Here is a 14,594-nt window from a genome sequence, read left to right on the forward strand (position 1 = left end):
CCCTCTTAATTTTTCGTAAACACGTGATATTCCCAAGGCAAGAGACTCATTTTTTCTTCAAGACTTCTCTTACAGCTTCCGAGAATGTGCTGATAATCCTTTGTCTCAAGTTCTGAAAAATCCAAATGTGCCTTTGTTTTCCCCAAATTAGTAATAATCAAAAACGCATCTCGTTGATAAACAAAAGCGGTACGATGATGTTCAAAGAGAAAACAAATGCTGCCTTGAGCGATATCTTCTTCCTCATGACGCAGACGTATTAAATCTTTGTAAAGATTCAAGAGTTCTTGCGCATTTTTCACATTGATTGCCTTATAGTCTGGATGAATCGGCATCCAAGGCTTACCGCTTGTAAAGCCCGCATTAGGACCGTCATCCCATTGCATCGGAGTGCGCGAGTGATCTCTGCTGTTCGCCATAACCTTGTCCAGAGCTTCCTTTTCAGTGAGCCCTTGAGCTAAAAGCGCCTCATAAGCACGCCTAATCTCAGTTGCATCCGTTTGCGCTATATCCGTAAAGGGAAAATTACTCATCCCTATCTCTTGCCCTTGATAAATGAATGGCGTTCCTCTTAAAAGCATATAGGATACTGCAAGACACTTGGCAGAGGCCATACTGCCATCACCAAAACAACTGATCGCTCTTGGCTGATCATGATTTTCAAGATAGAGTGCATTCCACCCACGCGCCAGCATGTCTTTCTGCCAACGCATGATTATCTTTTTATAAGCATATATCCAAGTATGGCCAGGGTTTCCTTCCTGACGTACATTATGCTCCAACTCAAAAATCATATTGAGATAACCCGAACTTGCATCTGTCCAATCCGGCGCCTCTGTTGAAGTTACACCCGAAGCTTCACCTACCGTTAATGCATCATACTGGTCAAATATCTCCTTTAAGTCAGACATATACTGCTCAATTCCTGACACATTCATAAAAGGCTGCCAAGGGTCATTTCCCTTTAGTGACTTGATTTTAAAATCCCAATTTTCCTTTTGAATATGGGAAATGGCATCCAAACGGAAACCATCCACACCGAACTCTAACCACCCTCTAATCATCTTATAGATTTCTTGACGAACTTGTGGGTTTTTCCAGTTCAAGTCTGGCTGCTCTTTCGCAAAGACATGAAAATACGCTTGCTCTGTCTTTTCATCGTAGGTCCAAGCTGAACCGCCAAAAAAAGACTGCCAATTATTAGGCATTTCATCTGGTTTAGCATCTGCCCAGTGATAATAATCCCGATAGGGATTATTCTTTGATTTTTTAGATTCAATAAACCAAGGATGTTGGTCCGAAGTATGGTTAACAACCAGATCCATGATAACTTTTAAGCCACTCGCATGTGCTTTTTCTAAAAGCTCTTTCAGGTCTTCCAAACTTCCAAAACGTTCATCAATGCTGTAAAAGTCTGATATATCATAACCACCATCAACTTGTGGACTTTTATAGATTGGATTTATCCAAATAAAATCTACTCCCAAATCTTTCAAATAAGGCAATTTTTGAATGATTCCTTGCAAGTCACCAATGCCATCACCGTCACTGTCTTTAAAAGACTTGGGATAAATTTGGTATCCTACCATATGTGAGAAATTTTCTTTTTTCATCTTTTAACCTTAGACTGTCTATCTTAGAATTAAAACAAGCAAACCTAAATCAATCAATAGCCCGACTAACCAAGCCAGCCAAAAATACCATTTCCGCGTTTTATGATGGCAAATTTTTCCAGCTAGAAATGCACCGAAACCACCACCAAGAATAGCTTGCATGACCAAGAGCTTTTCAGGGACTCGCCAAGCATGCCTCTGCGCTCGACGCTTATCTACAGCGTAGACAGCAAATACGATAATATTCCAAACCGTCAGAATGAACAATAATATCTCTCTCATCTTTATCTCCCTCTTCTCTATTATGACAAATTTTTCCGATATAGGAAGCAATATAGAAAAGGGTGTCTTCTGACTAGAAAGTGGTCATCAGCTACCTATTGTTTAAGAAGCTTCTTTTAATTATTTTTTATAAATTACAAACCCATCTTTTTGAACTTTATTTTCCTCTGCCAGATGCGCTAGAAGTATTTCACCCCCTGTAAATTCTACAGGTTGCTCGCCCATGTTAAAGACCGCACTAATTTCACCCCGTACGAGTTTCACAAGGCCATTCGCATCATCGATCACTTGCCATTCCACATCAGATTGACTCAATATATCAGCATATTTACGACGGAACGCTACTAACTCTTTAAAGAAAGCAAACATCTCTAAATCTTGATGTTCTTCCGTCCAAGGCATACATTTACGACAGTCTGGATCAGCTCCACCATCTAAGCCGTACTCATCACCGTAGTAGATACAAGGTACCCCAGGCTGCATGTACATAAAGGCTTGAACTTGCTTGACCAAGGCTTTATTTCCCTTTGCTTGAGTCAAAAGACGTGGTGTGTCGTGCGAATCCAAAATGTTAAACATGACTTGGTTAGTTTGCTTGCGGTAAAGCATAAGCTGAGCGTTAATGGCTGACACCATTTGCTCTAAGTTCAATTCTTTTTTTACAAAAGTGTCAATAATGGCGTTTGTATAGGCGTAATTCATCACTGCTGAAAACTCATCGCCGACAAGCCAAGGCTGTGCAGAATGCCAAACTTCTCCCAAGATGTAAAAATCTTTCTTAGCCGCATCGCAAGTTGTACGGAATTTTTTCCAGAAAGCATGGTCGACCTCGTCCGCAACATCCAAGCGCCAAGCGTCAATATCACACTCTTTAATCCAGTATTCTGCAATGTTTAATAGGTATTCTTGAACCTCTTTATTGGCAGTGTTTAACTTGGGCATGTGTGGTGTGAAAGCAAAGGTATCATATGTTGCTGCCTCTGCAACTTCAAAATCATCTGTTGCAACATAGCTTGCCGGCCATTCATTGATGTGGAACCATTCTGCGTATTTGGAATTTTTTTGATTTTTCAGAACGTCTTGCCATTGTGGACTCGTATCACCAATGTGGTTAAATACGGCATCTAGCATGACCTTTATCCCGCGTTGATGTGCCTCTTTTACCAGTTTTTTGAAAACTTCCAAGTCACCAAAATGCTTATCAATTTTCAGATAATCTTCTGTGTCATATTTATGATTGGAATGAGCTTGGAAAACAGGTGTAAAGTAGATACCATTGACCCCTAAGTCACTCAGATGATCCAGATGGTCAATCACACCTTGAAGGTCGCCACCATAAAAATCTTGACGTTCTGGTGACTCTGTTGGATCCCACTCTTTTACTCCTTCTGGATTAATTGCTGGATTTCCATTGGCAAAACGTTCGGGGAAAATCTGATACCAGACAGTATTTTTTACCCAATCTGGTGCCTTGAAACGATCCACTTCATGGAAAAAAGGCATGCGAAAGGCTGCATATTTCTTTGTGAGTAATTTATCTTCATAGGGCAGGATACCTGAATCTGTGTAAACGATTTTTTCTCCATCATGTCCTGTGATTAGGAATACATAATCCATCCGCTTGTGCGGTACACCAACCTCTGTTATATAGAAATCACTTTCTTCTGTAGAAAGAGCATATCGCATCTCTGCTTCTTGATAATCCCAGGACTTCTCCGGCTGACCCTCGCGTTCTGAAAACATATAGGGATCACCATAGATTAATACAACACTTTTAACATCATCACGCGCCACTCGTAAACGTACATGAATTGTCTCCTCCGTATAGAGATAAGCAAATTCTGATTCTGGACGATGGTAAATAGCTGCTTTGTTCATAAATAAACACCTCGCTTTTCTTGTTTTTCTTCATTTTAGCACAAGCTTAACTTTTGCGCAACCGTTTGCAAATCTTATTTTAAGTTCCTTTATTTTTAAGCAAAAAATATATTATATGGTATATTCAGCATATACTACTTTATTGTATATACCAACTTTTTAAAGTAACCAAATTGTAATACAACAAAACTTGACAAAACGGAAGCGTTTGCATAAAATAGAATTATAAAGCAAGAAAAATTATTTTCGAAATTTAGGAGGAAATATTATGAACACATGGAAAAAAGTTGCTCTGAGTAGTGTCTCTCTCATTGCTCTGGCCAGTCTAGCAGCTTGTGGCAACAGTAAAGACAGTGGCAGCTCAACTTCAGCTTCTTCAGATGCAAAAGACCATAAGGGTTCGGTGACACTTTGGGTTGATCCAGCAAATGTCGCTTCTTATAAAGAATTGGTTAAGGACTTCAACAAAGAATATCCAAACATCAAAGTTACTGTTACCCAGTCTCCAAACGGTTCTGCAAACGCTAAACAAGATGTAAGCAAGGACCCAGCTAAGGCAGCAGATGTCTTCAAAGCCCCTAATGACCAGTTGGGTGCTATGGCTGAGGCAGGTTACATCAACCCTCTCTCTCCATCAGCTACAGACTGGGTAAAATCTAACGATATCCAAATCGCTATTGATGCTGTTTTTTGGAAAGGCAAACTCTACGCTTATCCACAAGATGAACAATCAAATATTGTTTACTATAACAAAGCAAAATTTAGTGAAGCACCAAAAGATTGGTCAGACTTCACTGCTGAAAAACCAATTGGTACAGACTTTACAAACTCATACAACTGGTATCCTGTCTTCCTTTCTAATGGCACATATCTCTTTGGTAAAGATGGTGAAACAGTTGACGGTACAAATGCAAACACAGAAGCAGGCGTTCAAGCAATGACATGGTTTGCTCAACAAAAATCCAACCCAGGCGTAAAACAATCGGGTACAGCACTTCTTTCTGACCTCAAATCTGGTAAAACAGCCGCTGTTCTTGATGGACCATGGGATGGCGCTACAATCAAGGAAATCCTCGGTGATAACTTTGGTGCCACAGCCTTACCAACAGCAGACTTCGGCTCTGGTTCTAAACAAATGCAAGCTTTCTCTAGTGTAGGTACATTGGCTGTAAACTCACAATCTAAAGACCCTGTTGCTGCTTCTGCTTTGGCACAATACTTGTCAAACACAGAATCACAATTAGCTTTGTACAAAGCCAATAATGCAATTCCAGTATCAAAAGAAGCCCAAAAAGATTCTGAGGTTGCTAAAGATCCTGTTGCACTTGCAGTAATCAAGCAGGTAGAAAATGATACCTTGATGCCTAAGATGCCACAAATGGCAACATTCTGGAACTTAGCAGCTCCATTGATTGAAAATGCCTATAAAGGCAAAACTCCAGCTGCACAATACCAAGCACAACTTGATAACTTCGTGAAATCAATCTCATCAGCTACTGAATAATTTAATTAACTCTAAGGGGATTGGGCTCATCCTAATCCTCTTATTTTTTATATAAAAAGGGGTAAAATTTATGTTTAAAAAGAAAATTAAACCATCTCCTGAGGCAACATATAAAGAAGTATGGCGTGAAGGTGATATTTTCACCAAGCTTAGTTTCTTCATTATGGGTTTGGCTCAACTGAAAAATAAGCAATGGCTTAAAGGCCTTATCTTTCTTATTATTGAATTTGTCTTTCTCTTCTGGCTTATTTTCAATGGTATAAGCGCAATTAGTCTTTTGAGTAGTCTAGGACACGTTAAGACAAAACAAGTCGTTTTTGATGAAGCACGCCAGATTTATGTTACACAGCAACCTGATAACTCGATGCTCATTCTCCTTTTCGGCGTAATGGCACTGGTTTTCATCGCGATGTTCGCTGCCATCTACGTCACAAGCCTACGTTCAACACGTCATCTTTATGCCTTAAACCGTGACGGAGAGCATATCCCAACGACTCGTGAAGACCTGGCAACACTTTTGGATAGCCGTCTCCAGTATACGTTGATGGCTATACCTGTACTTGGTATCTTAGTCTTCACGATTGCACCTCTGCTCTTCATGATCACCATCGCCTTTACTAACTTCAACCAAGAGCATCCTATTGGCTTTTCTTGGACTGGTTTTGCTTCCTTTGGTCAAATCATTACCGGTAATATCGCTGGAACTTTCTTCCCTGTTTTAGGCTGGACACTCTTCTGGGCAGTTGCAGCTACAGCTACAACTTTCTTCTTCGGTGTTTTACTTGCCTTGCTCATTGAGTCCTCAGGTATTAAATTCAAAGCTTTCTGGCGCACGATTTTTGTGATTGTCATGGCCGTTCCTTCTTTCGTCTCTCTCTTGATGATGAATATGTTCTTGGACAATAACGGACCATTGAACAGCTGGCTCCAAAGTATCGGGCTCATCGATCATCCTATTCCATTTTTGATGGACTCTTTGCTGGCTAAGATTTCCGTTATCGGCGTCAACATGTGGGTCGGTATCCCTGTATCCATGTTAATTTCAACAGCGATTATTCAAAATTTACCGCAGGATCAGATTGAAGCAGCCAAGATTGATGGGGCTAACAGCTTCCATATCTTCCGTTCGATTACATTCCCACAAATTTTATTTGTTATGACACCCGCTTTGATTCAACAGTTTATCGGGAACATTAACAATTTCAACGTCATTTTCCTCCTAACGGGGGGGGGGCCACTGAATGCGGAATACTTCCAAGCAGGGTCAACAGACTTGTTGATTACTTGGCTTTATAACTTAACCATGAAGTCTATCCCAAGTTACAACATCGCCTCTGCTATCGGTATCATCATCTTTATCATCTCCGCTACAGTTTCTCTGATCGCTTACCGTCGTACAAATGCTTTTAAGGAGGGCTAAAATGAAATCATATAAACGCCAACGTCAGGCTTCTTTGGCCTTAAGATATGTTATCCTAACCTTGCTGGCAATTATCTGGATTTTCCCGATTATTTGGATTATCTTAACCAGCTTCTCAAAAAATAACACAGGATTTGTTTCAACCTTCATCCCACAACAATGGACACTCGATAACTTTATAGGTATCTTTAACAACCCTGTTTATCCTTACGGCAACTGGCTTATCAACACCTTTGTCATCGCTGTTATCTGTGCAGTGGTAAATACATTAATCACCACTGCCATGTCCTACGCACTCTCTCGCTTACGCTTCAAGCTACGTAAGCCCTTCCTCCAGCTGGCTCTCATCCTTGGGATGTTCCCAGGTATCATGGCCATGATTGCCCTCTATTACATCCTCAAGTCTTTCGACATGACCAACTTGGCAGGATTAACCTTAGTTTATATCGGCGGTTCTGGTCTAGGCTTTTACATTTTCAAAGGCTTCCTTGACACAATTCCGGCATCTATTGATGAGGCCGCTGTTATTGATGGTGCAACAAAGTGGCAAATTTTCACTAAGATTACCTTGCCACTCTCAAAACCTATGATTGTTTACACCTCTCTTACCGCCTTCATCGCACCTTGGCTAGACTTCCTCTTTGCCAGTGTTATCTTAGGTGGAGGAGATCCTAAGTCACGGACTATTGCTTATGGTCTGCAAAACATGATGACCAACTCCAGAGGCTCCTCAGCAACAAACTTTACCCAGTTTGTTGCAGGATGTGTCATCATTGCTATCCCTATCACCATCCTCTTTATCGCTATGCAGAAATTCTATGTGAACGGCATTACTGCTGGGGCAGATAAAGGCTAAAGATTGCAGAATAAAAAACGTCAATTGACGTTTTTTTAGTTGGAGGGGTTGACGATAAGGGCCGGACGGAGTCCACCAGCGTTTTCAGAGCTGTTCAATTCACCTCCTATAAATCTACCAAATAAAAGCGGGTTTCTATATACCCTCCAAACGTGATTTGCACCACTTCCACGGGTACGAATTAGCCACCAAGTATCGTCAGGCCCCACACGACCAGCTGGATTAGAAAAACCACGACCAGGTCCCGATAAACGCGCCACATCTGCTAAGGAAAGTGTAAATGCTCGAGGAGTTCCTGAGGTATCCACTTGAGTTACATCAGCTTCAACTTCAGGATAGTCTACTAGATTAGTAGGTACCCACCTGTCAAGATCTCCCCAGTCAAGCGAATTCGGGGAAACAGCTCCCGTAGTAAAGGTATTCGGCACAGGTTGGACCATAGCCTGCACCGCTGGGTCTAAACCGTCAAACCATGAACTAAAGACAACATCTTCTTGAGTAAGGAGTGTATTACGAAACACTTGATTTCGGATAATCATGTGATTTCCTGACCCCATGTTCTCCAAATAACGGTATTGTTCGCCTTCCATGGTAAAGATCTGACCCGGACGCATCGTCGTAAAGTCAACTTCGTGAGCAGGCAAGTCTTCAATGGAACCTAGATCAACGCCATTGGCAACCGATTCCAGAAAGTCAAGCAAGTGGGGACTATGCCAAAGCGGTTCATCATCCATGCTCATAAACTCACTTCTGTGATCCGGACTCACCAGCTGACTGTCTACGTGAATCCCATAGTAATATTGCCCAGAGATATCCTTTGCTGCTGGCGTCATCTCAGCCGCATCTAACAAGTAAGATGTTGCTTCTCCTGACTGCAAGACATTGGCCCAATAAGCCCAGCCTGTCTGATGGTCAATAACCCAAAAGTTTCCTACCCTGTCTTCAAGCGGCAGAGTAGCCCATTGGATCATGGTTATAGGGGCACGGTCTTGTTGCAGATTTTGAGCTGCATCATGTGTGGCTTCTTCTCCCGGCCAGATTGGACCACTGTTGTTAAAGCTGTCGCCAGAGGACCAGTAAGCGTCCGTACCGTCGCCAGGATGTGTCGCGCCATCGGTAACACCATCGGTCGCTCCAGCTCCCGCAATCCAGTCACGCGCATGACCAGCGGCCGCTGTCCTCAAATCTGTATTGTCTCGATTAAAGGTCGGCATGTACCAAGGCGCAGTTTCCCCTTGACGTGTCCAGCCAAATGTCAACGTAGAGTACTGGTTAAAAGCAGCTGAGTCTCCGACACGCTCAGCTATATTGTTAGCATTGAGTCGTAAGTTGGTCCAACTTTCTACATTGTCCCGTGTGCTACCAGCGACTACAGGAGTGGCACTCGCTTCTCCGGCCCTTTGGATATCCATAAACTCCGAGAGACGCACACGAGCCATGATTCCACCCTCACCAAAGTTTTCAACGAAAACATCCTTGTTTTCAGTGTCCCGATCAAAATAATCGTGAACTCGTCCTCCAAAGAAATTCTCATTTATCCGGTCATTGATGGCCCGCTGATTAAAAGCTTGGAAGGCGAAGGTCCCGCCTACCAAGAGCAATAAGAGTGACAGAAGCACAAAATTGCGCAGTTGCCGCCGTTTTTTCTTTTCTGGTGTCATAAACTCCTCCTTTAACGTAACGTGCAGATTGTTTTTTATTACGAATTAATTTCTAATGTTACATTTACTTTCTGAGCCTATAGTATAAAAAAAAAAAAAAATAGTCAAATGAAATGAGTGTTTGATGAGAAAACAACCGGATAAAAAAATAAACTCTACGTGTCCTAGCCCTTAGCACAACTATTTCAAGCTCAAAAAAAAGCGTTCAACTTTGAAGCTGAATGCTTTTTCTGTCTTCTCCAACTATTGTCCCAGTATGTCTTTTGCCTTAGCACTATATTTGTTCATATCGATTAAAAGACCAGAACCACCATACATATCATAAGCTGCCTGCCAGTCATTGTCATCTGGAATTGTTGTAGTTTCTACTCCTCCAAACATCGCAGGTAAAACTTTCGTTAAGAGAAAAGTATTAGGCAAGTTGGTCATGGTTACGGCACGCGCTGTTCCTAAAGCACTCGCCCCGGTGAATAGGGTCAATGGATTTTTCACTTTCGACGTTAGAGTCTCCAGCACTTGCTGCTGGCGTTGGACACGCCCAAAGTCGCCCTGATCATCATGACGAAAACGTGCATAGTTCAAAAGTGTACGACCATTCATGCGTTGTGGACCTTGCTTAATCATCATAAAAATACCACCACCGTCAGGATAGCCCAAGGCTGCTGCCTCTTCAGCACTAAGCTCCCTATCATTAGGCGCCATCCCTTCAGTTTCTGCCAAATCATCAGGCACGGGAACCTCATCAAATTTCTGCCCATTGATAGTAGAGAACTTGGCATCAATCTGTACACCACCCGGGAATAAAGAATCAATCACTGTTGCAAAGCTTGAAAAATCGACCACAGCATAATATTTAGCATTGATACCAAAGTTTTGCTGCAATGTTTGACGCACTAACTCTACACCTTGATTCTCATTTTGCTCCCCTATAGTAAAGGCTGCATTGAGTTTCATATTTGGTCCTTGACTGGCATCACCAACGCCAGGAATATTCACCAGAGTGTCGCGCATGAAACTTACCAACTGCATCTTGCCACTTCTACCGATGTTTAAGACCATGATACTGTCTGAATGCGCCACGTCAGAGCTTTGTCCTGGGCGTTGGTCTGCACCTAGGAGAAGAATGTTCACAGAACCGTCTGAATTCCCCGCACCATGAAACTGTTCCGCCTTAATCGCACCTCCTTCACGACTAATGCCTCGCTGATAGCCATAAATGAAGAAGCCTACCATAACTAAGAGGAGAGCAAGTAAAACAAAGAAAATACGCTTCAACCAGCTTTTCTTTTTTTTCGGCTTTCTGGGCACTTCTTCTGTTTCAGAGTCAGCTACGTTTGGCGTTTCTGTTTTCTTCCTGCCTTGACGCCCAGAAGTTAAAGGAGCCTTAGCTCCTGTTGAGCGCCTCGCTCTACTCCGACTTTCAAAAGACGGAGATTCAGAAACAGCTCGTTCCTCCTCCATATCTGCAAGATATTCTTCCTCAAAAGCTTGGAAACCCTTAAGCTCTTGAAGCAACTCATAGTATTCTTGTTTTTCACGTTCGCTTAAATAAGCCTTGTTTGCTTTTAGATATTCAAAGCGTTTTTGTCTATTATCTTTCATTACCTGTCTATTACACCATACTCCACAAATAATGTCAACTGCCTACCGCAAAGCCCCCTATAGAGTTATCTGTGAGAATGCCTATTAAACAACCTTCAATGAGTTTCAACCCAAACAGAGTAAAAATATACAGCTGAAGGCGCTGAGAGTGTAAATTTCAAAAAGTGAATGTTGACATCGATAAAATCACTTCCTCAGCTTCTGAGTTGAAATACCTTGATATTTTGAAAGAATGTCCTATAAAAAACTTCGCTAATCCTAATGAGAAACTTATTGCTGCTAAGGAAGAAATCAAAAAGACCATTGAAATCTATCAATAGTCAGCTCTAGCCAGGTTCACTTTTTTCTGTCATCACATGCCTTGACGACCAAGACATTTATAATGTAAGCTACTCAATATCGAATGATACATAAATTCCCAATTTCTTCGCCGCAACTTGGGGATTGTTTACACTTATTAAAAGCACGTCCTGTGGTTCATCCTGTCCATGTTACTTATCTGTACGCTTGTACCAATGTCAAAGAGAAGTGACTGCAATAACCGTGATAATAGATATCGTAATCTCTTCACTTTGCCTTACCTGACAATGGAACAGGAAACATGGGTATGAAAGAAGCCACAAAACCGCCTAGCTTAACACAAAAGAAGGACAAAATAAGCAGTTGCCAGTTATGCTTTTTACCAAGCTACAGGAGTGCCATCATTTTGCACGAAGTTCTGTTCGGCTTAGGCGCTCATACCACAGCTTTTGCCTACGTGACAGAGCAGAAAAAAGCAGGTCTATCGTTGGTAGCATTAAAAGTATCAAGCAAAGAATAATCAGCAAAAAGTTTTGTCCCAGTTCATTTTCTGCTACATAGCCCGAGCGTTGAAGGTAATAGCCTAAAAGTCCTAAAATCCCAAAATTGACCAGAAATAAGAGTTGTCGGATAAAAATATTTATACGACCAGCTTCTATTTTTATTTTGAGCAGTTTTTGACCAAAAGTTCCTCTAAAAAGCAGAGGAACTGCTACAAAAACTATGAGCAACGCCATATAAAAATGGGGAACAAAAGCTGCTATAATTTCCATCAAGATAATATCCACACCGAAAGCAATACTACGCCGTATCATACCGACTTGAACAGGAAGTGGCTGCTGTATATCTAAGTCTGGTAAAACTTTCACAAGTAAGCAGGCTATCCCAAACCCTATCAAGCTCCCAGCTGTATTAAGCAGGAGATCATCCACATCGAAAAGCCGATAAGGGCGAGGATACAGTCCAAAAAGGGCAGAGCGTTGCAAAAACTCAAAGGACAAGGTCAAGAGAAAGCTCAAAACAAAGGATTGAGAAAAACTTCTCTTAAACAGATAGCGCAAATATATCCCAAAAGGCAGCGTTAATAATAAGTTGAAAAAGGGCTGAATAAATGTTGGAGCTTTCAACGCCAAGATCCATGTACTCTTGTCACTTAATTCTAGAGGATTGTAAGCTATAAACTGACGCACAAACTCAAGAGGAACAAGATTTTGCTTTGGTCCCGTCATCTGCGCCACTTGTTCTACATTTGGCAGTGGAAAAATCGTCATCGCATAGGCACAAACCAGATAAAGTATGAATGAAAAATTAACGAAAAAACGCCAAGGGTTAACTCGGCCGTACTTCCGATATTGAACAATCATATAAGGGATGAGGCTGATCAGGAAGAAAATAAAGAAAAGCAGTACACCAATTTGGATGGCATGGAGATAAGACAGCATAAGAATCCTTTTTTAATTCATTTTAACCTCATTATATCATCAAAAAACACAAATCAAAACTTCAATACTCTGTCAATGTACATGACGTAAGGTCTGGAAGTCTAAAGCTTACGACTCACAACTTTTACTGGATGAAAGGCCACAGCAGACTTTAAAACATGTAGATACTTATAAGACTAAAAGCAATTTTCCAAAAGCTTCAGCATCACTCTCTCTGATATTATTTTTCCTAGAAAAATTAGTCTAGAACAAAAAACTAAAGCTGTAAAATCGACCAAGCGGGAAAAGAGGAACCACTTCTTGAACGATTTTACAGCTTTTATCTTTTAGACAAATTTTTCAAATGCAGCAGATTACAAAAGCTCACGGGCTTTTTCTTCAATAAAATCTGCAACTTGAGCGATTGTTTTACCGGTACTGTCCAACAAAATCGCATCATCTGCTTGTTTTAAAGGTGACACAGCACGCGTACTGTCCTTGTAATCACGCGCTTCAATCTCCCGTTTGAGTTCTTCCAAATCCGTAGGAATATTTTTCTCCAAGTTTTCCTTGTAGCGCCGCGCTGCTCGCTCTTCCACTGAAGCCACAAGGAAAATTTTCAAATCCGCATGCGGGAGAACAACTGTACCGATGTCACGGCCATCCATAATGATTCCTCCCTCGCTCGCAATACGCTGCTGCTCTGCAACCAAAAACTCTCGCACAGCACTTAGAGCGGAAATTTTCGAAACATTTTGGGTTACTTCATTTGTGCGAATAATTTTAGTGATATCCTCCGTCCCCAAAAACACAAGCTGACCGTCTGCTGTATTTTTGAAAAAAATTGGCTTTTTCTTAATGATATCAATAATTTTTTGTGGATCCTCTGTTTTATTTTGGAGGGCAACTAATGTCGCAGCACGATACATGGCTCCTGTATCCAGATAGATAATCCCTAGATTCTGGGCAACGATTTTTGCAACGGTTGATTTCCCACTTGATGCGGGACCATCAACAGCAATTTGTAACTTTATCATGTTTCTTTCCTATTCTTACTTTCAATACTTCATCATTCTCTCAGTTTCAATACTTGCCCAGGTGATATTGCCGAACCATCTGCATTATAGCCTGTTGCCGAAATATTGTTGAGACGCGCGATAACGGACCAATCCACCCCAGTTTTAGCAGCTATCTTACTTGGATCATCTCCAGCTACAATCGTATAGGTTGCTCCTTCTTCAGCTGAAGAATCTTCTGTCGTTTCTGATGGAACAGTTGTACTTTCTTCTGGCTTAACTTCTCCAGTGTTTTGCTCTGCTTGCTGTTCGCCATTTTGCTCCACTTTATTTTCTGACGTTTCCTGAGCAAAGCCTCCACTTTGTTGCGTTTGATTATTCCAAAGAATAAAGGCAATCATAAAGCCAACCAATAAGAACATTGTAACCACGGTAAAGGTCAAAGCACGCGAAGTTAACGACTTATTACTGCCTTGTTTCTTCCCCTTCCCACCTGAACGTCTCCTCTCAGAGTCCTCACGCATGGCTTTATAGATTTCTTTGTCCCATGGTTCTTTTTCTGCCACATCTTTTTCCTTTCCTTTTTAGTCTTTTTATATTATCATCAATTTATGAAAGTAAACATAATACCAGAAAACTGCATTGCATGCGGTCTTTGCTATTTACACGCTCCAGATGTCTTTGACTACCATGACAATGGTATCGTTAAATTAAATAATTCAGACAAACTTGAAGAAAAATATATTTTTGATGATAAAATAATAAATGCAGCTAAGGCTTGTCCAACGGCTGCGATAAAGATTACCAAATCTTAAAATATTAAACTCTGATACTTATTTTATCATAAAATTACTCCTTTTTCTAACTATTTTGTGATGTCAAACATGTCTTCTTCATGTATATATGGCTTATGTTTGTTGCATAAGTTTTTTTATTTTTATTTTTTTAAATTAAAATGACAGATTTATGAAACCAGTTTCATAAATCCTTGCAAATGTTTTCAGTTTATAGTACACTAAGACAGTAATAATTATATTATAT

13 protein-coding genes are annotated in these 14,594 nt (G+C 41.0%); 5 read left to right on the forward strand and 8 right to left on the reverse strand.

Features of this window, described 5'->3' with window-relative positions:
* Nucleotides 1–5 precede the first annotated feature (5 nt).
* The 3 genes from ACGHCK_RS07080 to ACGHCK_RS07090 all read right to left on the reverse strand — a co-directional run bounded on the left by ACGHCK_RS07080 (nt 6) and on the right by ACGHCK_RS07090 (nt 3,773).
* Complete coding sequence (locus tag ACGHCK_RS07080) at nt 6–1,613, reverse strand: alpha-glucosidase (RefSeq protein ID WP_251420682.1); 1,608 nt, start codon at nt 1,611–1,613, stop codon at nt 6–8.
* A gap of 18 nt (nt 1,614–1,631) precedes the next feature.
* Nucleotides 1,632–1,895: a DUF1294 domain-containing protein gene (locus ACGHCK_RS07085; RefSeq protein WP_251420684.1), complete on the reverse strand. Its 264-nt coding sequence runs from the start codon at nt 1,893–1,895 to the stop codon at nt 1,632–1,634.
* Nucleotides 1,896–2,015: 120 nt separating this feature from the next.
* Nucleotides 2,016–3,773, reverse strand: coding sequence for a glycoside hydrolase family 13 protein (locus ACGHCK_RS07090; protein ID WP_271328007.1), 1,758 nt, complete (start codon nt 3,771–3,773; stop codon nt 2,016–2,018).
* A gap of 268 nt (nt 3,774–4,041) precedes the next feature.
* On the opposite strand from ACGHCK_RS07090, the gene ACGHCK_RS07095 reads away from it, so the two are divergent.
* From ACGHCK_RS07095 to ACGHCK_RS07105, 3 genes are all read left to right on the forward strand, one after another.
* Nucleotides 4,042–5,277, forward strand: a complete 1,236-nt coding sequence (locus tag ACGHCK_RS07095; RefSeq protein ID WP_271328008.1) for an extracellular solute-binding protein — start codon at nt 4,042–4,044, stop codon at nt 5,275–5,277.
* A gap of 70 nt (nt 5,278–5,347) precedes the next feature.
* Nucleotides 5,348–6,697, forward strand: a complete 1,350-nt coding sequence (locus ACGHCK_RS07100; RefSeq protein WP_251420688.1) for a carbohydrate ABC transporter permease — start codon at nt 5,348–5,350, stop codon at nt 6,695–6,697.
* A 1-nt stretch (nt 6,698) separates the two neighbouring features.
* Entirely contained in the window at nt 6,699–7,553 is an 855-nt protein-coding gene (locus tag ACGHCK_RS07105) for a sugar ABC transporter permease (RefSeq protein WP_251420690.1), read from the forward strand.
* A 35-nt stretch (nt 7,554–7,588) separates the two neighbouring features.
* On the opposite strand, the gene ACGHCK_RS07110 is transcribed toward ACGHCK_RS07105, so the two are convergent.
* Together ACGHCK_RS07110 and ACGHCK_RS07115 are read right to left on the reverse strand one after the other, a co-directional pair.
* Nucleotides 7,589–9,214, reverse strand: coding sequence for a hypothetical protein (locus ACGHCK_RS07110; protein ID WP_251420692.1), 1,626 nt, complete (start codon nt 9,212–9,214; stop codon nt 7,589–7,591).
* Nucleotides 9,215–9,457: 243 nt separating this feature from the next.
* The gene (locus ACGHCK_RS07115; RefSeq protein WP_271328009.1) at nt 9,458–10,816 is read right to left on the reverse strand and encodes an LCP family protein; all 1,359 of its coding nucleotides are present in this window, start codon (nt 10,814–10,816) and stop codon (nt 9,458–9,460) included.
* Between the two features lie 164 nt (nt 10,817–10,980).
* Between ACGHCK_RS07115 and ACGHCK_RS07120 the strand changes: the two genes are divergently transcribed.
* On the forward strand, nt 10,981–11,136 hold the full coding sequence (locus ACGHCK_RS07120) for a hypothetical protein (protein WP_251420696.1): 156 nt from the start codon (nt 10,981–10,983) through the stop codon (nt 11,134–11,136).
* A 381-nt stretch (nt 11,137–11,517) separates the two neighbouring features.
* Here the strand turns inward: ACGHCK_RS07120 and ACGHCK_RS07125 are convergent, their stop codons facing one another.
* The 3 genes from ACGHCK_RS07125 to ACGHCK_RS07135 all read right to left on the reverse strand — a co-directional run bounded on the left by ACGHCK_RS07125 (nt 11,518) and on the right by ACGHCK_RS07135 (nt 14,119).
* A complete protein-coding gene (locus tag ACGHCK_RS07125; RefSeq protein WP_251420698.1) occupies nt 11,518–12,558 on the reverse strand; it encodes a VanZ family protein in 1,041 nt (346 codons plus the stop codon).
* A 353-nt stretch (nt 12,559–12,911) separates the two neighbouring features.
* Nucleotides 12,912–13,574, reverse strand: a complete 663-nt coding sequence (gene cmk, locus ACGHCK_RS07130) for a (d)CMP kinase (protein ID WP_251420700.1) — start codon at nt 13,572–13,574, stop codon at nt 12,912–12,914.
* Between the two features lie 32 nt (nt 13,575–13,606).
* Nucleotides 13,607–14,119: an SAG1386/EF1546 family surface-associated protein gene (locus tag ACGHCK_RS07135; RefSeq protein WP_202230273.1), complete on the reverse strand. Its 513-nt coding sequence runs from the start codon at nt 14,117–14,119 to the stop codon at nt 13,607–13,609.
* Between the two features lie 45 nt (nt 14,120–14,164).
* Here ACGHCK_RS07135 and ACGHCK_RS07140 point away from each other — a divergent pair, with 45 nt between their 5' ends.
* Entirely contained in the window at nt 14,165–14,368 is a 204-nt protein-coding gene (locus tag ACGHCK_RS07140) for a ferredoxin (RefSeq protein WP_202230272.1), read from the forward strand.
* The last annotated feature ends 226 nt before the right edge of the window (nt 14,369–14,594 follow it).

The organism is Lactococcus muris (genome assembly GCF_042849115.1).
Lineage (GTDB): Bacteria > Bacillota > Bacilli > Lactobacillales > Streptococcaceae > Lactococcus > Lactococcus muris.

Bases quoted from the DNA above. Each gene is read 5' to 3' on its own strand.
- ACGHCK_RS07115 (WP_271328009.1), bottom strand. From the start codon at position 10,816: ATGAAAGATAATAGACAAAAACGCTTTGAATATCTAAAAGCAAACAAG.
- ACGHCK_RS07110 (WP_251420692.1), bottom strand. From the start codon at position 9,214: ATGACACCAGAAAAGAAAAAACGGCGGCAACTGCGCAATTTTGTGCTT.
- ACGHCK_RS07085 (WP_251420684.1), bottom strand. From the start codon at position 1,895: ATGAGAGAGATATTATTGTTCATTCTGACGGTTTGGAATATTATCGTA.
- ACGHCK_RS07080 (WP_251420682.1), bottom strand. From the start codon at position 1,613: ATGAAAAAAGAAAATTTCTCACATATGGTAGGATACCAAATTTATCCC.
- ACGHCK_RS07105 (WP_251420690.1), top strand. From the start codon at position 6,699: ATGAAATCATATAAACGCCAACGTCAGGCTTCTTTGGCCTTAAGATAT.
- ACGHCK_RS07095 (WP_271328008.1), top strand. From the start codon at position 4,042: ATGAACACATGGAAAAAAGTTGCTCTGAGTAGTGTCTCTCTCATTGCT.
- ACGHCK_RS07140 (WP_202230272.1), top strand. From the start codon at position 14,165: ATGAAAGTAAACATAATACCAGAAAACTGCATTGCATGCGGTCTTTGC.
- ACGHCK_RS07100 (WP_251420688.1), top strand. From the start codon at position 5,348: ATGTTTAAAAAGAAAATTAAACCATCTCCTGAGGCAACATATAAAGAA.
- cmk (WP_251420700.1), bottom strand. From the start codon at position 13,574: ATGATAAAGTTACAAATTGCTGTTGATGGTCCCGCATCAAGTGGGAAA.
- ACGHCK_RS07125 (WP_251420698.1), bottom strand. From the start codon at position 12,558: ATGCTGTCTTATCTCCATGCCATCCAAATTGGTGTACTGCTTTTCTTT.
- ACGHCK_RS07090 (WP_271328007.1), bottom strand. From the start codon at position 3,773: ATGAACAAAGCAGCTATTTACCATCGTCCAGAATCAGAATTTGCTTAT.